Below are 18,623 nucleotides of genomic sequence, written 5' to 3' on the forward strand. Positions count from 1 at the left end.
CGCTTGTTCTTCGGTCGCTCTGCCGTTAATCTTCGCGGCGGAGAGTCGATCGGACAGTCGCTGCCCTCTATGAAAATTAGGGGGGGGAGGAAAGTCCGGGCTCCATAGGGCGAAGTGCCAGGTAATGCCTGGGAGGCGTGAGCCTACGGAAAGTGCCACAGAAAATAACCGCCTAAGCGCTTCGGCGCCGGTAAGGGTGAAAAGGTGCGGTAAGAGCGCACCGCACGTCTGGCAACAGTTCGTGGCTAGGTAAACCCCACTTGGAGCAAGACCAAATAGGGTCCCAAGGCGTGGCCCGCGCTGGGACCGGGTAGGTTGCTAAAGATGTCCAGTGATGGCCATCGTAGACGAATGACTGTTCAAGACAGAACCCGGCTTACAGATCGACTCTCCACCTTTTTTCTCCTCTCTGCCGAGTCATTGGCAGCGATGTGTGTAATGGCAATTTCCCTCCCTGCTGAATCAATAGCAGAAGCGCTTTTGTAATACCGAAAAAATCTTACTCTTAACAAACTACTTTAACTTCTGAACGCAGCCTTATGTGCTGATTCAAGTTATTGAGCGAATTCATCCGTCAGATTCTCGTTAACCCTCCTTTTACGCTGCTAAATCTCCGTTCTGTAAGGCTTTTCCTTTAATCCGCGCCTTGACGGTGTGGTGGGCGCATTCCTATAGTGTGCGCAAGTGGCGGAAAGTGGCATGAAGTGGGTTTTTTGAGCGTAAAACGCTAATATTTGGAGAAACGCTGACGTGTTTCGCGGAGCTAACGCTATCAGTCTCGATGCAAAGGGCCGTCTCGCTATGCCGAGCCGGTACCGTGACGAGCTGGTTTCCCGTAGCTCCGGTCAATTAATCGTCACCATCGATGCCGTTGATCCGTGTTTGTGTGTTTATCCCCTCGATGAGTGGGAAATTATCGAAACCAAACTGCGCGCACTGCCTTCGCTTCGCGAAGAGAACCGCCGCCTGCAACGTTTACTGATTGGTAATGCCGTCGACCTTGAGCTCGATGGCAGTGGTCGTTTTCTGGTTCCGCCGCGTCTTCGCGAATATGCCAAGTTGGATAAGCGCGCGATGTTGGTAGGCCAACTGAACAAGTTCCAATTGTGGGACGAGGATGCCTGGAATGCGGTTTCTGCCGCTGACCTGGCTGCTATTCAACAACCGGGCGCCATGCCTGATGAACTGCGTGATTTAATCCTGTGACTATTGATAGCGGCTTTAACCACATCACCGTACTGCTTGACGAAGCCGTCGAGGCTCTCGCCGTACGTCCTGATGGCTGCTATCTGGACGGTACGTTCGGACGTGGCGGGCACAGTCGGTTGATCCTCAGTCAGCTAGGACCTGATGGCCGGTTGCTCGGATTCGACAAAGATCCCCAAGCGATTGCCACCGGGCAAACGCTAGCGGCCGAAGACGGCCGCTTTGTCGTTGTGCAGCGCAGCTTTGCCGAGCTCGGTTCGGAAGTTGCCGAACGCGGCCTGGCCGGCAAGGTCAGCGGTGTTCTGCTCGATCTCGGCGTGTCCTCGCCACAACTCGATGACCCGGAGCGCGGTTTCAGTTTCCTCAACGACGGTCCGTTGGACATGCGCATGGATCCGTCCCGCGGGATCAGCGCTGCCGAGTTCGTCAACACCGCGCCGGTGGAAGAAATCGCCCGGGTGTTCAAGCAATATGGCGAAGAACGCTTCTCCGGTCGCATGGCGCGGGCCGTGGCCGAGCGTCGCGACATCAAGCCGTTCGAGCGCACTGGCGATCTGGCTGAAGTGCTGAAAGTCGCCAACCCCGCATGGGAAAAGGGCAAGAACCCGGCCACCCGTGCATTCCAGGGCCTGCGTATTCACGTCAACAACGAACTGGGCGATCTGGAAGCCGGCCTCGAAGCGGCGCTGGAATGCCTTGAAGTGGGTGGCCGTCTGGTCGTCATCAGCTTCCACTCACTGGAAGACCGCATCGTCAAACTGTTCATGCGCAAGCTGGCGAAAGGCGAAGCCGACAACCTGCCGCGCAACCTGCCGGTCCGTCACGTCGCTTTCGAACCGATCATCAAAATCCATGGCAAAGCGCAGACGGCCTCGGAGGCCGAACTCAAAGCCAACCCACGTTCCCGTAGCGCCGTCATGCGTGTCGCGGAGAAGCTGCGGTGAGCAAGCTTTTCGCCAAGCCACTTCCCGGCGGAAGCTTTTTCATGCTGCTGTTGTTTGCCGGCGTGCTTGTGTCGGCTATAGGCGTGTCCTATAGCGCGCACTGGAACCGTCAGTTGCTCAATTCGCTGTACGGCGAATTGAGCGTGCGCGACAAGGCGCAGGCGGAGTGGGGGCGGTTGATTCTCGAACAGAGCACCTGGACTGCCCATAGCCGCATCGAAGTCCTGGCCACCGAGCAACTGAAGATGCGCATTCCCGGCGCCGCTGAAGTGCAGATGGTGGCGCCATGATGAAACTCGAAGGCGCGCTCTTTCCATGGCGGTTCCGTCTGGTGGTCGGGTTGCTCGGCATCATGGTGGCGGCGATCGCCTGGCGCATCATCGATTTGCAAGTGGTCGACCGTGCCTTCCTTAAAGGTCAGGGCGATGCGCGCAGTGTTCGTCATATTCCGATTCCGGCTCACCGTGGTCTGATCACCGACCGTAACGGCGAGCCATTGGCCGTGAGTACCCCGGTCACCACTCTGTGGGCCAACGCCAAGGAAATGCAAACGGCCAAAGAGAAGTGGCCGGCACTGGCGGCTGCCTTGGGGCAGGATCCGAAAGCCCTGGCCGAACGTCTCGAAGCCCAGGCCAACAAAGAATTCATTTATCTGGTGCGCGGGCTGACCCCCGAGCAGGGCCAGGCTGTACTCGATCTGAAAGTGCCGGGCGTTTATGGCATCGAAGAGTTCCGGCGTTTCTACCCGGCCGGTGAAGTCACTGCGCACATGGTCGGCTTCACCGACATCGATGACCACGGGCGCGAGGGCGTCGAGCTGGCCTATGACGAATGGCTGGCCGGCGTGCCCGGCAAGCGGCAGGTGATCAAGGACCGGCGCGGCCGGTTGATCAAAGATGTCCAGGTCACCAAAAACGCCAAGGCCGGCAAGCCCTTGGCGTTGTCCATTGACCTGCGTCTGCAATATCTGGCCAACCGTGAACTGCGCAATGCGATCATCGAGAATGGCGCCAAGGCTGGTAGCCTGGTGATCATGGACGTCAAGACCGGCGAGATCCTCGCCATGGTCAACCAGCCGACCTACAACCCGAACAACCGTCGCAATCTGCAACCGGCGATGATGCGCAACCGCGCGATGATCGACGTGTTCGAACCGGGTTCGACCATGAAAGCGATCTCCATGAGCGCCGCGATTGAAACCGGGCGCTGGAAGCCAACCGATACGGTTGAGGTGTATCCAGGCACCTTGCAGATTGGCAAGTACACCATCAAGGACGTCTCCAAGAGTGAAGGCCCGGTACTCGACCTGACTGGCATTCTGATCAATTCCAGTAACGTCGGCATGAGCAAGATCGCATTCGATATCGGCGGCGAAACGATTTTCCGCCTGGCGCAGAAAGTCGGCCTCGGCCAGGACACCGGGCTCGGTTTCCCGGGCGAGCGCGTCGGCAACCTGCCGAACTACCGCGAATGGCGCAAGGCTGAAACCGCCACGCTGTCCTACGGCTACGGTATTTCCGTGACGGCGATCCAGTTGGTCCACGCCTTCTCGGCCCTGGCCAATAATGGTCGCCTTGCGCCGTTGACCCTGATCAAAACCGACAAGGCAGCGCAAACCACACAGGTATTGCCGGAAGCCGTCGCGAAAACCATGCAAACCATGCTGCAACAAGTGATCGAAGCCCCGCGCGGTGTATTCCGTGCCCAGGTGCCGGCGTATCACGTGGGCGGCAAATCGGGTACTGCACGTAAAACGTCGGTCGGCACCAAAGGCTACGCCGAGAATTCCTACCGTTCGCTGTTCGCCGGCTTCGGCCCGATGAGCGATCCGCGCTACGCAATCGTGGTGGTGATCGATGAACCGACCAAAGCCGGTTACTTCGGTGGTCTGGTATCGGCGCCGGTGTTCAGCAAAGTGATGTCCGGGACCTTGCGCCTGATGAACATCACCCCGGACAACCTGCCTGCCACTCAACAAGCGAACGCCGCACCGGTTGTTCCGCTGAAAGCTAATGGAGGGCGCGGCTGATGTCGCTGAGCCTGAACAAGATTTTCGCCCACGCCGGTCGCGATCTGTTGATTCGCGAATTGGCGCTGGACAGCCGTAACGTACGAGCAGGCGATCTGTTTCTCGCGGTTCCTGGCGGCAGGTTCGACGGGCGTGCGCACATCGCCGACGCCTTGCAACGTGGCGCTGCTGCCGTGGCTTATGAAGTCGAAGGCGCGACTGTGCTGCCGATCACCGATGTGCCGTTGATTCCGGTCAAGGGCCTGGCGGCGCAGCTGTCGGACATCGCCGGGCGCTTCTATGGCGACCCGAGCCGTCATTTGAACCTGATCGGCGTGACTGGCACCAACGGCAAGACCAGCGTGACCCAACTGGTCGCCCAGGCGCTCGACCTGCTGGGTCAGCACTGCGGCATCGTCGGTACCCTGGGCTCCGGTTTCTATGGCGCGCTGGAAAGCGGTCTGCACACCACGCCGAACCCGATTGCGGTGCAAGCGACCCTCGCCGACCTGAAAAAAGCCGGCGCCAAAGCCGTGGCCATGGAAGTCTCTTCCCACGGCCTGGATCAGGGCCGCGTGAGCGCGTTGGCCTTCGATGTGGCAGTGATGACCAACCTGTCACGCGACCATCTGGATTACCACGGCACCATGCAGGTCTATGGCGAAACCAAGGCCAAGCTGTTTGCCTGGAATGATCTGAAGTGCCGGGTGGTCAACCTGGATGACGAATTCGGTCGGCAACTGGCTGCCGATAAGGGCGAGTCGCGACTGATCACTTACAGCCTGGAAGATTCCAGCGCCTACCTGTATTGCCGCCAGGCACAGTTCGACGACGAAGGCGTGCGCGCCACGCTGGTCACGCCGCAAGGCGAGCACCATTTGCGCAGCACCTTGCTCGGTCGTTTCAACCTGAGCAACGTGTTGGCCGCGGTCGGCGCCTTGCTCGGGCTGGACTACGCGCTAGACGAAATCCTCAAAGTGCTGCCAAAGCTCGAAGGTCCGGCCGGTCGCATGCAGCGCCTGGGCGGCGGTACTCAGCCCTTGGTGGTGGTCGATTATGCCCACACGCCGGATGCGCTGGAAAAAGTCTTGATGGCCCTGCGTCCACACGCCAAAGGCCGGTTGCTGTGCCTGTTCGGTTGCGGTGGTGATCGCGATCGCGGCAAGCGTCCGCTGATGGCAGAAGTGGTCGAGCGTCTGGCCGATGGCGTACTGGTCACCGATGACAACCCGCGCACCGAAGACCCAACCGTGATTTTCGACGACATCCGCGCCGGTTTTGCCGCTGTGGATAAAGTCACCTTCGTCGCTGGCCGTGGCCAGGCGATTGCCCAATTGATCGCCAGCGCATCGGCCGATGACGTGATTGTCCTGGCCGGTAAAGGTCATGAGGACTATCAGGAAATCAACGGCGAGCGCCACGCTTTCTCCGATCTGGTCGAGGCTGATCACGCCCTGACCGCGTGGGAGGTGGCCCATGCTTAAAGCCTTGAAACTGAGCGAACTGACCAGTGCACTGAATGGCCGTCTGATTGCCAGCGACGCCAGTTTCGACGGCGTTAGCATCGACAGCCGCGCGATCAAGCCTGGCCAGCTGTTCATTGCCCTGGCCGGCCCGCGTTTCGATGGACATGACTACCTCAATGACGTCGCCGCCAAAGGCGCCGCGGGTGCCCTGGTCGAGCGTGAAGTGGCCGACAGCGCGCTGCCGCAACTGCTGGTCAAGGACACCCGCCAGGCTCTCGGCCAGTTGGGCGCGATGAACCGTGCAGCGTTCACTCAACCGGTCGTGGCCATTACCGGTTCCAGCGGCAAGACCACGGTCAAGGAAATGCTCGCGAGCATCCTGCGCACGCGCGGTCCGGTGCTGGCGACCCGTGGCAACTTGAACAATGACCTTGGCGCTCCGCTGACCCTGCTCGAACTGGCACCGGAACACACCGCCGCCGTGATCGAACTCGGCGCTTCACGGCTCGGCGAGATTGCCTACACCGTCGGCATGACCAAGCCGCATGTGGCTGTCATCAACAACGCCGGGACCGCCCACGTCGGCGAGTTCGGCGGGCCGGAAAAAATCGTTGAAGCCAAGGGAGAGATTCTCGAAGGGCTGGATGCCGATGGCGTCGCCGTGCTGAATCTCGACGACAAGGCTTTTGAGATCTGGAAAGCCCGTGCCGCCGGTCGCAAAGTGCTGACGTTTGCCCTGAGCAACATCAGCGCCGACTTCTACGCTAGCGATCTGGATCGCGATGCTCGCGGCTGCCCGGCGTTCAACCTGCACAGCCCTGAAGGTGTGGAACGGGTTCAGCTGAACCTGCTCGGCACCCATAACGTCGCCAATGCCATGGCCGCCGCCGCTGCAGCCCATGCCTTGGGCGTGTCGCTGCTCGGCATCGCCACCGGTCTCGGCGCCGTGCAACCGGTCAAGGGCCGCACCGTCGCGCAACTGGCAACCAGCGGTATGCGCGTGATCGATGACACGTACAACGCAAACCCCACCTCCATGTGCGCCGCCGTTGATATACTCGCCGGCTTTTCCGGCCGCACCGTTCTGGTGCTCGGAGATATCGGCGAGTTGGGCGATTGGGCGGAGCAGGGGCACCGCGATGTGGGCGAGTACGCCCGCGGCAAGGTTTCCGCGCTTTACGCAGTCGGGCCAATGATGACCCACGCCGTGAACGCTTTCGGTGAGCAGGCTTTTCACTTCAGCACTCAGGCTGAGCTGATCAAGGCCCTGGAAGCCGAGCAGGACCCAAACACCACCATTTTGATCAAGGGCTCGCGCAGCGCCGCGATGGAAAACATCGTCGCCGCTTTGTGCGGGACCCGTCTGGAGAAACATTAATGCTGCTGCTGCTAGCGGAGTATCTGCAACAGTTCTACAAAGGCTTCGCGGTCTTTCAGTACCTGACCCTGCGCGGGATTCTCGGTGTGCTGACCGCGCTGGTCTTGTCGCTGTGCTATGGCCCGTGGATGATCCGCACCTTGCAGAACCGTCAGATCGGTCAGTCCGTTCGCAACGACGGCCCGCAATCGCACCTGTCCAAATCCGGCACCCCGACCATGGGTGGCGCGCTGATTCTTTCGTCCATCGGTGTCAGCACCTTGCTCTGGGCTGACCTGGCCAACCGTTACGTTTGGGTGGTGTTGTTGGTGACCCTGCTGTTCGGCGCCATTGGCTGGGTCGACGACTACCGCAAAGTCATCGAGAAAAACTCCCGTGGCCTTCCGAGCCGCTGGAAGTATTTCTGGCAGTCGGTGTTCGGCCTGGGCGCGGCGATCTTCCTTTATATGACTGCCGCGACGCCGGTAGAAACCACCCTGATCCTGCCGATGCTCAAGGACTACAGCATTCCGCTGGGCGCGGGTTTCATCGTCCTGACCTATTTCGTGATTGTCGGCTCGAGCAACGCGGTCAACCTGACCGACGGCCTCGACGGTCTGGCGATCATGCCTACCGTGATGGTCGGCGGCGGTTTGGGGATCTTCTGCTACCTGTCGGGTAACGTGAAATTCGCCGAATACCTGCTGATTCCTTATGTACCGGGCGCGGGTGAGTTGATCGTGTTCTGCGGCGCGTTGATCGGCGCGGGCCTGGGTTTTCTCTGGTTCAACACCTATCCGGCCCAAGTGTTCATGGGTGACGTCGGCGCTCTGGCGCTGGGCGCGGCCCTGGGCACCATCGCGGTGATCGTCCGTCAGGAAATCGTCCTGTTCATCATGGGCGGCGTGTTCGTGATGGAGACCCTGTCGGTTGTCATCCAGGTTGCCTCCTTTAAATTGACCGGTCGTCGTGTGTTTCGCATGGCACCGATACACCACCACTTTGAACTCAAGGGCTGGCCCGAGCCGCGCGTGATCGTCCGTTTCTGGATCATCACCGTGATTCTGGTACTGATCGGCCTTGCCACCCTGAAGCTGAGGTAGAACGAGTGTCTCTGATCGCTTCTGACCACTTCCGCATCGTTGTCGGCCTCGGCAAGAGCGGCATGTCCCTGGTTCGCTTCCTGGCGAACCGGGGCGTGTCGTTTGCTGTCGCCGATACGCGGGAAAATCCACCGGAACTGGCCACGCTCAAGCGTGACTATCCGCACGTGGAAGTGCGTTGTGGCGAGCTGGACGTCGAATTCCTGTGCCGTGCCGACGAGCTCTACGTGAGCCCCGGCCTGGCATTGGCGACTCCGGCCCTGCAGGCTGCCGCCGCCCGTGGCGTGAAGTTGTCCGGCGACATCGAGCTGTTCGCGCGTAACGCGAAGGCGCCGATTGTCGCCATCAGCGGTTCCAATGCGAAAAGCACCGTCACCACCCTGGTGGGTGAGATGGCGGCTGCAGCTGGCAAGCGGGTTGCCGTCGGCGGCAACCTCGGTACGCCAGCGCTGGATTTGCTCAGCGACGACATCGAGTTGTACGTGATGGAGTTGTCGAGCTTCCAGCTCGAAACCACCGATCAACTCAACGCCGAAGTGGCGACCGTGCTCAACATCAGCGAAGACCACATGGATCGCTACAGCGGTCTGCCGGCCTATCACCTGGCCAAGCACCGGATCTTCCGGGGTGCCCGGCAGTTTGTGGTCAATCGTCAGGACGCCCTGAGCCGTCCGCTGATGGGTGAAGGTCAGCCATGCTGGACCTTCGGTTTGAGCAAACCCGATTTCAAGGCCTTCGGGATCCGGGAAGAGAACGGCGAGAAATACCTGGCCTTCGAATTCCAGAACCTGATGCCGGTGCGCGAATTGAAGATTCGTGGCGCGCATAACCAGTCCAACGCCCTCGCGGCGTTGGCGCTGGGCCACGCCGTGGGCCTGCCGTTCGACGCCATGCTTTCGGCCCTGCGCAATTTCGCCGGCCTCGAGCATCGCTGCCAATGGGTACGCGAGCTGAATGGCGTGAGCTACTACAACGATTCCAAAGCCACCAACGTCGGCGCCGCGCTGGCCGCCATCGAAGGCCTGGGTGCGGACATCGACGGCAAACTCGTGCTGATCGCCGGTGGCGATGGCAAGGGTGCCGAGTTCAAGGACCTGCGTGATCCGGTCGCGGCCAACTGCCGCGCCGTCATTTTGATGGGCCGTGATTCCGACAAGATCGGCGAGGCCATTGGCGATGCCGTGCCACTGATTCGCGTCGGCTCGCTGATCGAAGCGGTCGCGCAATGCCGCGCCATCGCAGAAAAGGGCGACGCGGTGCTGCTGTCGCCGGCCTGCGCCAGTTTCGACATGTTCAAGAACTACGAAGATCGCGGTCACCAGTTTGTCCGCGCCGTGGAGGACTTGGCATGAGCCTCCTGAATATCATCAAGCCGTACCCGTCGCCGCTCATCACCGGGCGCGGCATCGACCTCGATTTCCCGATGCTCGCCGGTTGCCTGGCGCTGCTGGGCCTGGGGCTGGTGATGATTGCATCGGCATCCACCGAAGTGGCGGCGGTGCAATCGGGCAGTGCCTTGTATTACATGATCCGCCACCTGATCTACGTGGTGCTGGGCCTTGCTGCCTGCATCGTCACCATGATGATTCCGATCGCTACCTGGCAACGCCTGGGCTGGCTGATGCTGATTGGTGCATTCGGTTTGCTGGTGATGGTGATCATCCCCGGGATCGGCCGTGAAGTGAACGGTTCGATGCGCTGGATCGGCTTCAGCTTCTTCAACGTCCAGCCTTCCGAGATCGCCAAGGTGTTCGTGGTGATCTACCTCGCCGGTTATCTGGTGCGTCGCCAGAAAGAAGTGCGTGAAAGCTGGATGGGCTTCTTCAAGCCATTCATCGTTCTGCTGCCGATGGCGGGCCTGTTGCTGATGGAGCCGGACTTCGGTGCCACCGTCGTGATGATGGGGGCGGCTGCGGCAATGCTATTCCTTGGCGGCGTCGGGCTGTTCCGTTTTTCCTTGATGGTTGTCCTGGCTGTCGGTGCGGTGGTGTTGTTGATTCAGATGCAGCCATATCGAATGGCGCGTCTGACCAACTTTGCGGACCCGTGGGCCGACCAGTTCGGTGCGGGCTATCAGTTGTCTCAAGCCTTGATCGCTTTCGGTCGCGGCGAATGGCTGGGCGTTGGCCTGGGCAACAGCGTGCAGAAGCAGTTTTACCTGCCGGAAGCCCACACTGACTTCGTGTTCTCGGTCCTGGCCGAAGAACTGGGTGCCGTGGGTTCGTTGTGCACCCTGGCGTTGTTCGTCTTTGTCTGTATTCGTGGCATGTACATCGGTTATTGGGCCGAGAAGGCCAAACAATTCTTCGCCGCTTACATCGCGTATGGCTTGTCGTTCCTGTGGATCGGTCAGTTCCTGATCAACATCGGGGTGAACGTAGGCCTATTGCCGACCAAGGGGCTGACCCTGCCATTCCTCAGTTATGGCGGCAGTTCGTTGGTGATCTGCTGTGCCTGTCTTGGCTTGTTGCTGCGCATCGAGTGGGAGAGTCGAACCCACCTGGGCAGTGAAGAGATGGAGTTCCATGAGAGCGACTTCGCCGAGGAGCCGAACCATGGGCGCTAACGTATTGATCATGGCGGGCGGCACCGGGGGCCACGTGTTCCCGGCACTGGCTTGCGCTCGCGAGTTCCAGGCCCGCGGTTACACCGTGCACTGGTTGGGCACGCCGCGCGGGATCGAGAACGATCTGGTGCCGGCGGCCGGTCTTCAATTGCATCGGATCAACGCCAGCGGTTTGCGCGGCAAGGGCAAATTGTCCCTGCTCCAGGCACCGTTCATGTTGCTCAAGTCGATCTGGCAGGCGCGGGCGATCATTCGTCAACTGCGACCAGTCTGCGTGGTCGGCTTCGGAGGTTATGTGACCGGGCCCGGCGGCGTTGCAGCCAAATTGTCCGGTGTGCCGGTGATCGTTCATGAGCAGAACGCCGTGGCCGGTACCGCCAATCGGTTGCTGGTGCCGTTGGCCGCCCGAGTCTGTGAAGCGTTCCCCGACACCTTTACCCTGTCGAACAGCCGTCGCACCACCGGTAACCCGGTGCGCACCGAGCTGTTCCTCGAAACACCGCGACCTGCCCTGGCCGGTCGCAAGGCGCGTTTGCTGATCCTGGGCGGAAGCCTGGGCGCAGAGCCGTTGAACAAGTTGCTGCCTGAAGCCTTGTCGCAAGTCGCTCCCGACCTGCGCCCGGACGTGTTTCATCAGGCCGGCAGAAACCACGATGAAGTGACTGCAGAGCGCTATCGCGCAGCTGGCGTCGAGGCGCACGTGCAGCCTTTCATCAAAGACATGGCCCAAGCCTATGGCTGGGCCGACCTGGTGGTGTGCCGTGCAGGCGCATTGACCATCAGTGAACTGGCGGCTGCCGGTCTGCCCTCGATGCTGGTGCCTTTGCCCCACGCAATCGACGATCACCAGACCCGCAACGCCGATTATTTGGCCCGTGAAGGCGCTGCCTTCCTGATGCCGCAAAGAACGACTGGCGCAGCGGATCTTGCCGCTCGCCTGACAGAGGTCTTGATGCAACCGCAACGACTCAACGACATGGCCACCGCGGCACGCCGCCTGGCCAAACCCGATGCCACTCGTAACGTGGTCGATACCTGCCTGGAGGTGGCCCATGGTTGAGAACAAGAAAGCCATGCCGCACCCGGAAATGCGCCGCATCCGTCGCATCCACTTCGTCGGTATCGGCGGCGTGGGCATGTGCGGCATTGCCGAAGTGTTGCTGAACCTGGGCTATGAAGTGTCCGGTTCCGACCTCAAGGCATCGCCGGTGACCGAGCGCCTGGAATCCTTCGGTGCCCACATTTATATCGGCCACCGTGCAGAGAACGCCGCGAACGCCGATGTGCTGGTCACCTCCAGCGCTGTGAACACGTCCAACCCGGAAGTTGCTACCGCCCTGGAACGCCGGATTCCGGTAGTGCCACGGGCCGAGATGCTGGCGGAGCTGATGCGTTACCGCCACGGCATCGCCGTCGCCGGTACCCACGGCAAAACCACCACCACCAGCCTGATCGCTTCGGTGTTTGCCGCCGGTGGCCTGGACCCGACGTTCGTCATCGGTGGTCGTCTTAATGCCGCGGGCACCAATGCCCAGCTCGGCACCAGCCGTTACCTGATCGCCGAAGCCGACGAAAGCGATGCCAGCTTCCTGCACTTGCAGCCGCTGGTGGCCGTGGTCACCAACATCGACGCCGACCACATGGCGACCTACGACGGCGACTTCAACAAACTGAAGAAAACCTTCGTCGAGTTCCTGCACAACCTGCCGTTCTACGGTCTGGCGGTGGTGTGCCTGGACGATCCGGTGGTGCGTGAGATTCTCCCGCAGGTGAAACGCCCGACGGTCACTTATGGCTTTGGCGACGATGCCGACGTGCGCGCGATCAATGTGCGTCAGCAGGGCATGCAGACCTTCTTTACCGTGCTGCGCCCTGATCGTGAGCCGCTGGATGTGTCGGTGAACATGCCGGGCAACCACAACGTACTGAACGCGCTGGCAACCATTTGCATCGCCACCGACGAAGGCGTCAGCGATGAAGCCATCGTTCAGGGTCTGTCCGGGTTCCAGGGTGTCGGTCGTCGCTTCCAGGTGTACGGCGAACTGCCGGTTGAAGGTGGCAACGTGATGCTGGTGGACGACTACGGTCACCACCCGACCGAAGTCGCGGCCGTGATCAAAGCCGTGCGCGGTGGCTGGCCGGAGCGCCGTCTGGTGATGGTCTACCAGCCGCACCGTTACAGCCGCACACGCGATCTGTACGACGATTTCGTCAATGTATTGGCCGACGCCAACGTGTTGCTGTTGATGGAAGTCTACCCGGCCGGTGAAGAGCCGATCCCGGGCGCCGACAGCCGCAAGCTGTGCAACAGCATTCGCCAGCGCGGTCAGCTCGACCCGATCTACATCGAGCGCGGCGTCGACCTCGCACCAATCGTCAAGCCGCTGCTGCGTGCCGGCGACATTCTGCTGTGCCAGGGCGCCGGTGATATCGGCGGTCTCGCACCGAAACTATTGAACAGTCCGTTGTTCGCTGGCGCGGTTGCCGCGCCAAGCGTGGGGAAGTTGAAATGACTGCTGCTTACGCCAACCTCGTCTCCACGATCGCGCCGAAAGACTTCGGCCGTGTCGCCGTGCTGTTCGGCGGCAAGAGTGCCGAGCGTGAAGTCTCCCTGAAGTCGGGTAACGCGGTGCTCGACGCACTGCAAAGCGCCGGTGTGGACGCCTTCGGCATCGATGTGGGCGATGACCTGCTGCAACGTCTGCTGAACGAGAAAATCGACCGCGCCTTCATCATCCTCCACGGTCGTGGCGGTGAAGACGGCAGCATGCAGGGCCTGCTCGAATGCGCAGGCATTCCGTACACCGGCAGCGGCATTCTGGCCTCGGCATTGGCCATGGACAAACTACGCACCAAGCAGGTCTGGCACAGCCTCGGTATTCCGACGCCGCGCCACGCGGTACTGAGCTGCGAGGCCGATTGTATTTCGGCGGCCACGGAACTGGGCTTCCCTTTGATCGTCAAACCGGCCCATGAAGGTTCCAGTATCGGGATGGCCAAAGTGACCTCCGCGTCCGAATTGATCGACGCATGGAAAGCGGCCAGTACCTACGATTCGCAAGTGTTGGTCGAGCAATGGATTCAAGGTCCGGAGTTCACCATCGCCACCCTGCGTGACCAGGTGTTGCCTCCAATCGCCCTGGGCACAACCCACAGTTTCTACGACTACGACGCCAAGTACGTGGCTTCCGATACCCAGTACCGGATCCCGTGTGGCCTGGACAGCGACAAAGAAAAAGAACTCATGGACCTCACGGCCAAAGCCTGTGAGGCGCTGGGTATCGCCGGTTGGGGCAGGGCAGACGTGATGCAGGACGCCGACGGGCAGTTCTGGTTCCTGGAAGTCAATACCGCACCGGGCATGACCGATCACAGCCTGGTGCCGATGGCGGCCCGTGCCGCTGGCCTGGATTTCCAGCAACTGGTTCTGGCGATTCTGGCCGCCAGCGTTACCGGCAATGCTGCCGGTAATCAAGAGCCGACAAGAGGTTAAGACCATGCAAGGCGCTCAGCTACGTCATCAGCCTTCCGCACCCGGCCGCAAGCCGGTGCCGCGGGGTGCCAGCCGAATGGTGGCCAAAGAGCCGATGTCTGCGCGCCTGCCGAAAGCCAATTTTGGTTTTCTGAAAAGTCTGTTCTGGCCCGTGCTGCTGGTCGCGCTGGGGTTCGGCACTTATGAAGGCGCACAGCGTTTGCTGCCGTATGCCGACCGGCCGATCACCAGGATCGCGGTGCAGGGCGACTTGAGTTACATCAGCCAGCAAGCGGTGCAGCAGCGGATCGCCCCATTCGTGGCATCGAGCTTCTTCACCATCGACCTGGCGGGCATGCGCACCGAGCTTGAACAGATGCCATGGATTGCTCATGCCGAAGTGCGCAGGGTATGGCCGGATCAGGTGGTGATTCGTCTGGAAGAACAACTGCCGGTGGCCCGTTGGGGCGATGAGTCGCTGTTGAACAACCAGGGGCAGGCGTTCACCCCGCGTGAACTGGCGAACTACGAACACTTGCCGCAGTTGTTCGGCCCGCAACGGGCCCAGCAGCAAGTGATGCAGCAATACCAGGTGCTGAGCCAGATGCTCAGGCCATTGGGCTTCTCGATTGCACGCCTGGAGTTGCGTGAACGAGGCAGTTGGTTCCTGACCACCGGCGCCGGCAGCGCGGGCCCGGGAATCGAACTGCTGCTGGGACGCGGCAAGCTGGTGGAAAAGATGCGCCGCTTCATTGCCATCTATGACAAGACGCTCAAAGAGCAGATTACGAACATTGCGCGCATCGATCTGCGCTACGCCAACGGCCTCGCTGTTGGCTGGCGGGAACCTGTAGCGCCCACGACAGCCCAACCCGCTGTCGCGCAGAATTAAGAAGAGGCAGGACCCATGGCAAACGTGCAAAGCGGCAAAATGATCGTCGGTCTCGATATCGGCACCTCCAAGGTGGTGGCGCTGGTAGGCGAGGTCTCGGACGACGGCACGCTCGAAATCGTCGGGATCGGTACTCATCCGTCCCGCGGCCTGAAAAAAGGCGTAGTGGTGAACATCGAGTCCACCGTGCAATCGATCCAGCGCGCGATCGAAGAAGCGCAGCTGATGGCCGGTTGCCGGATCCACTCGGCGTTTGTCGGCGTGGCCGGCAATCACATCCGCAGCCTGAACTCCCACGGCATCGTGGCGATTCGTGATCGCGAAGTCAGCTCCGCGGACCTTGAGCGCGTTCTCGACGCTGCCCAGGCGGTAGCGATCCCGGCTGACCAGCGCGTGCTGCATACCCTGCCGCAGGATTACGTGATCGATAACCAGGAAGGCGTTCGCGAGCCGCTGGGTATGTCTGGCGTGCGTCTGGAAGCCAAGGTTCACGTCGTCACCTGCGCCGTCAACGCCGCACAGAACATTGAAAAATGCGTGCGCCGCTGCGGTCTGGAAATCGACGACATCATTCTCGAGCAGTTGGCCTCGGCCTACTCGGTCCTGACCGATGACGAGAAAGAGCTGGGCGTGTGCCTGGTGGACATCGGCGGCGGCACCACCGACATCGCGATCTTCACTGAAGGCGCGATCCGTCACACCGCGGTGATCCCGATTGCGGGCGACCAGGTGACCAACGACATCGCCATGGCGCTGCGCACCCCGACCCAGTACGCCGAAGAAATCAAGATTCGCTACGCCTGCGCCCTGGCCAAACTGGCCGGTGCCGGTGAAACCATCAAGGTGCCGAGCGTCGGCGACCGTCCACCGCGCGAGCTGTCCCGTCAGGCCCTGGCCGAAGTGGTCGAGCCGCGTTACGACGAACTGTTCACCCTGATCCAGGCCGAACTGCGTCGCAGTGGCTACGAAGACCTGATCCCGGCCGGCATCGTACTGACCGGCGGTACGTCGAAGATGGAAGGCGCGGTGGAACTGGCCGAAGAGATCTTCCACATGCCGGTTCGCCTGGGCGTGCCGCATGGCGTCAAGGGCCTGGACGACGTGGTCCGCAACCCGATTTATTCCACCGGTGTTGGCCTGTTGATGTACGGCCTGCAGAAGCAGTCCGACGGGATTTCGTTCTCGGGCATCGGCAGCCGTGACAGCTACAGCAACGACGAACCGAAAGTTGCCTTGCTCGATCGCTTCAAGAGCTGGGTCCAAGGCAACTTCTGACGAAGCAGTTCAAGCGACAAGTTTCAAGCGGCATGCGGTAAAGCAGCAAAACGCAGTAGGCGAAAAAAACTAGAGAACGTAAGGAGAGGGAACATGTTCGAACTCGTAGACAACATCCCCGCAAGCCCGGTAATTAAAGTTATCGGTGTTGGCGGTGGCGGCGGCAACGCTGTCAATCACATGGTCAAGAGCAACATTGAAGGCGTTGAATTCATCTGCGCCAACACTGATGCCCAGGCACTGAAAAGCATCAGTGCGCGGACCATCCTGCAACTGGGTACCAGCGTGACCAAAGGTCTGGGCGCCGGTGCCAATCCTGAAGTAGGTCGTCAGGCCGCTCTCGAGGACCGTGAGCGCATTGCCGAAGTCCTGCAGGGCACCAACATGGTGTTCATCACCACCGGCATGGGCGGTGGTACCGGTACCGGTGCTGCGCCAATCATTGCCGAAGTGGCCAAGGAAATGGGGATCCTCACCGTAGCGGTGGTGACCCGTCCGTTCCCGTTCGAAGGTCGCAAGCGCATGCAGCTCGCCGACGAAGGTATTCGTCTGCTGTCTGAAAGCGTCGACTCGTTGATCACCATTCCCAACGAGAAGCTGCTGACCATCCTCGGTAAAGACGCCAGCCTGCTGTCGGCTTTCGCCAAGGCCGACGATGTACTGGCCGGTGCCGTTCGCGGTATCTCCGACATCATCAAGCGTCCGGGCATGATCAACGTCGACTTCGCCGACGTACGCACCGTGATGTCCGAAATGGGCATGGCGATGATGGGCACTGGCTGCGCCAGCGGTCCGAACCGTGCACGCGAGGCCACCGAAGCGGCCATTCGCAACCCGTTGCTCGAAGACGTGAACCTGCAAGGCGCACGTGGCATCCTGGTGAACATCACCGCTGGTCCTGACCTGTCCCTGGGTGAGTACTCCGACGTGGGTAGCATCATCGAAGCCTTCGCCTCCGAGCACGCAATGGTCAAGGTCGGTACCGTTATCGATCCGGACATGCGCGACGAGCTGCACGTGACTGTTGTTGCCACCGGTTTAGGCGCTAAAATCGAGAAGCCTGTCAAGGTCATCGACAATACCGTTCACACCTCGATGGCTTCCCAGCCACAACAACAAGCCCCTGTTCGTCAGGAACAGCCTGCGGTGAATTACCGTGACCTGGACCGTCCGACCGTCATGCGCAACCAGGCTCAGGCCGGTGCTGCGACTGCCGCGAAGATGAACCCGCAAGATGACCTGGACTACCTGGACATCCCGGCTTTCCTGCGTCGTCAGGCCGATTGATGAAATGTATCAGGGGTATTAGGGTGATTGGTGTTCAGCAAAGGTCTGGTCTGCTATCATCGCCAGCCTTTGTTGATACCAGTTCGCAATTTGCGCTGAAGCGGCCCATGCCATGATAAAACAACGCACCCTGAAGAATATTATCCGTGCCACAGGTGTCGGCCTGCACTCCGGGGAGAAGGTCTACCTGACCCTCAAGCCAGCGCCCGTCGACACCGGCATTGTGTTTTGTCGTGCTGACCTCGACCCTGTGGTGCAGATTCCTGCCCGCGCGGAAAACGTTGGCGAAACCACTATGTCGACCACGCTTGTTAACGGTGACGTCAAAGTGGACACGGTGGAGCACCTGCTCTCGGCCATGGCTGGCCTGGGCATCGATAACGCCTACGTCGAGCTCTCCGCGTCCGAAGTCCCGATCATGGATGGTAGCGCTGGACCCTTCGTATTCCTGATTCAATCGGCCGGCCTGGAAGAACAGGACGCCGCCAAGAAGTTCATCCGGATCCTGCGGGAAGTGACAGTGGAAGACGGCGACAAGCGCGCCACTTTCGTCCCTTTCGAAGGTTTCAAAGTGAGCTTCGAGATCGATTTCGATCACCCGGTTTTCCGTGACCGCACACAAAGTGCAAGCGTGGATTTTTCCAGCACTTCGTTCGTAAAAGAAGTCAGCCGCGCCCGTACCTTTGGTTTCATGAGTGACATCGAGTACCTGCGCAAGCACAACCTCGCACTCGGCGGCAGCGTTGAAAACGCTATTGTGGTCGACGCGGATGGTGTACTGAACGAAGACGGCCTTCGCTATGAAGACGAATTCGTGAAGCACAAGATCCTCGATGCAATTGGTGACCTCTACCTGCTGGGCAATAGCCTGATTGGTGAGTTCAAGGGCTTCAAGTCCGGACATGCATTGAACAACCAACTGCTGCGCAAGTTGATTGAGCAGACAGATGCTTGGGAAGTCGTGACTTTCGAAGACGCCAGCACTGCACCGATCTCTTACATGCGTCCTGTTGCGGCCGTGTAAGCAAAAAAACCTCTCTAGTTTTT

Annotated in this window: 16 protein-coding genes and 1 other RNA gene; all 17 read left to right on the forward strand. The window is 60.4% G+C overall.

What is annotated here, in order from left to right:
* Positions 1-41 precede the first annotated feature (41 nt).
* An RNA gene (gene rnpB, locus ABH909_RS08680) (RNase P RNA component class A) lies at positions 42-395 on the forward strand.
* Between the two features lie 355 nt (positions 396-750).
* Entirely contained in the window at positions 751-1,206 is a 456-nt protein-coding gene (mraZ, locus tag ABH909_RS08685; protein WP_003205355.1) for a division/cell wall cluster transcriptional repressor MraZ, read from the forward strand.
* Positions 1,203-2,150 carry a 16S rRNA (cytosine(1402)-N(4))-methyltransferase RsmH gene (gene rsmH / locus ABH909_RS08690; RefSeq protein WP_429432219.1) on the forward strand — a complete coding sequence of 316 codons (948 nt, stop codon included), beginning with the start codon at positions 1,203-1,205 and terminating at the stop codon, positions 2,148-2,150. Before mraZ ends, rsmH begins: the two co-directional genes overlap by 4 nt.
* Positions 2,147-2,440 carry a cell division protein FtsL gene (gene ftsL, locus ABH909_RS08695; protein WP_032830409.1) on the forward strand — a complete coding sequence of 98 codons (294 nt, stop codon included), beginning with the start codon at positions 2,147-2,149 and terminating at the stop codon, positions 2,438-2,440. The genes rsmH and ftsL overlap by 4 nt, the downstream gene beginning before the upstream one ends.
* On the forward strand, positions 2,440-4,179 hold the full coding sequence (locus ABH909_RS08700; RefSeq protein ID WP_429439792.1) for a peptidoglycan D,D-transpeptidase FtsI family protein: 1,740 nt from the start codon (positions 2,440-2,442) through the stop codon (positions 4,177-4,179). The genes ftsL and ABH909_RS08700 overlap by 1 nt, the downstream gene beginning before the upstream one ends.
* Positions 4,179-5,642 carry a UDP-N-acetylmuramoyl-L-alanyl-D-glutamate--2,6-diaminopimelate ligase gene (locus ABH909_RS08705; protein WP_429432222.1) on the forward strand — a complete coding sequence of 488 codons (1,464 nt, stop codon included), beginning with the start codon at positions 4,179-4,181 and terminating at the stop codon, positions 5,640-5,642. The genes ABH909_RS08700 and ABH909_RS08705 overlap by 1 nt, the downstream gene beginning before the upstream one ends.
* A complete protein-coding gene (locus tag ABH909_RS08710; RefSeq protein WP_429432225.1) occupies positions 5,635-7,002 on the forward strand; it encodes a UDP-N-acetylmuramoyl-tripeptide--D-alanyl-D-alanine ligase in 1,368 nt (455 codons plus the stop codon). Before ABH909_RS08705 ends, ABH909_RS08710 begins: the two co-directional genes overlap by 8 nt.
* Complete coding sequence (gene mraY, locus ABH909_RS08715; protein WP_007939841.1) at positions 7,002-8,084, forward strand: phospho-N-acetylmuramoyl-pentapeptide-transferase; 1,083 nt, start codon at positions 7,002-7,004, stop codon at positions 8,082-8,084. Before ABH909_RS08710 ends, mraY begins: the two co-directional genes overlap by 1 nt.
* A gap of 5 nt (positions 8,085-8,089) precedes the next feature.
* A complete protein-coding gene (murD, locus tag ABH909_RS08720) occupies positions 8,090-9,436 on the forward strand; it encodes a UDP-N-acetylmuramoyl-L-alanine--D-glutamate ligase (RefSeq protein WP_429432229.1) in 1,347 nt (448 codons plus the stop codon).
* Positions 9,433-10,650 (forward strand): putative lipid II flippase FtsW, encoded by a 1,218-nt coding sequence (gene ftsW, locus ABH909_RS08725; RefSeq protein WP_429432232.1) that lies wholly within the window; start codon positions 9,433-9,435, stop codon positions 10,648-10,650. The genes murD and ftsW overlap by 4 nt, the downstream gene beginning before the upstream one ends.
* Positions 10,640-11,710 (forward strand): undecaprenyldiphospho-muramoylpentapeptide beta-N-acetylglucosaminyltransferase, encoded by a 1,071-nt coding sequence (murG, locus tag ABH909_RS08730; RefSeq protein ID WP_429432235.1) that lies wholly within the window; start codon positions 10,640-10,642, stop codon positions 11,708-11,710. Before ftsW ends, murG begins: the two co-directional genes overlap by 11 nt.
* A complete protein-coding gene (gene murC / locus ABH909_RS08735; protein WP_429432238.1) occupies positions 11,703-13,163 on the forward strand; it encodes a UDP-N-acetylmuramate--L-alanine ligase in 1,461 nt (486 codons plus the stop codon). Before murG ends, murC begins: the two co-directional genes overlap by 8 nt.
* The gene (locus ABH909_RS08740) at positions 13,160-14,143 is read left to right on the forward strand and encodes a D-alanine--D-alanine ligase (protein ID WP_429432241.1); all 984 of its coding nucleotides are present in this window, start codon (positions 13,160-13,162) and stop codon (positions 14,141-14,143) included. The genes murC and ABH909_RS08740 overlap by 4 nt, the downstream gene beginning before the upstream one ends.
* A gap of 4 nt (positions 14,144-14,147) precedes the next feature.
* Positions 14,148-15,014, forward strand: a complete 867-nt coding sequence (locus tag ABH909_RS08745) for a cell division protein FtsQ/DivIB (RefSeq protein WP_095632519.1) — start codon at positions 14,148-14,150, stop codon at positions 15,012-15,014.
* A gap of 15 nt (positions 15,015-15,029) precedes the next feature.
* Positions 15,030-16,289, forward strand: a complete 1,260-nt coding sequence (ftsA, locus tag ABH909_RS08750) for a cell division protein FtsA (protein WP_007904319.1) — start codon at positions 15,030-15,032, stop codon at positions 16,287-16,289.
* A 93-nt stretch (positions 16,290-16,382) separates the two neighbouring features.
* Positions 16,383-17,576, forward strand: a complete 1,194-nt coding sequence (gene ftsZ, locus ABH909_RS08755) for a cell division protein FtsZ (RefSeq protein ID WP_007939850.1) — start codon at positions 16,383-16,385, stop codon at positions 17,574-17,576.
* Between the two features lie 112 nt (positions 17,577-17,688).
* Positions 17,689-18,600: a UDP-3-O-acyl-N-acetylglucosamine deacetylase gene (gene lpxC / locus ABH909_RS08760; RefSeq protein ID WP_007939852.1), complete on the forward strand. Its 912-nt coding sequence runs from the start codon at positions 17,689-17,691 to the stop codon at positions 18,598-18,600.
* The last annotated feature ends 23 nt before the right edge of the window (positions 18,601-18,623 follow it).

The organism is Pseudomonas sp. BS3782 TE3695 (genome assembly GCF_050435305.1).
GTDB lineage: Bacteria > Pseudomonadota > Gammaproteobacteria > Pseudomonadales > Pseudomonadaceae > Aquipseudomonas.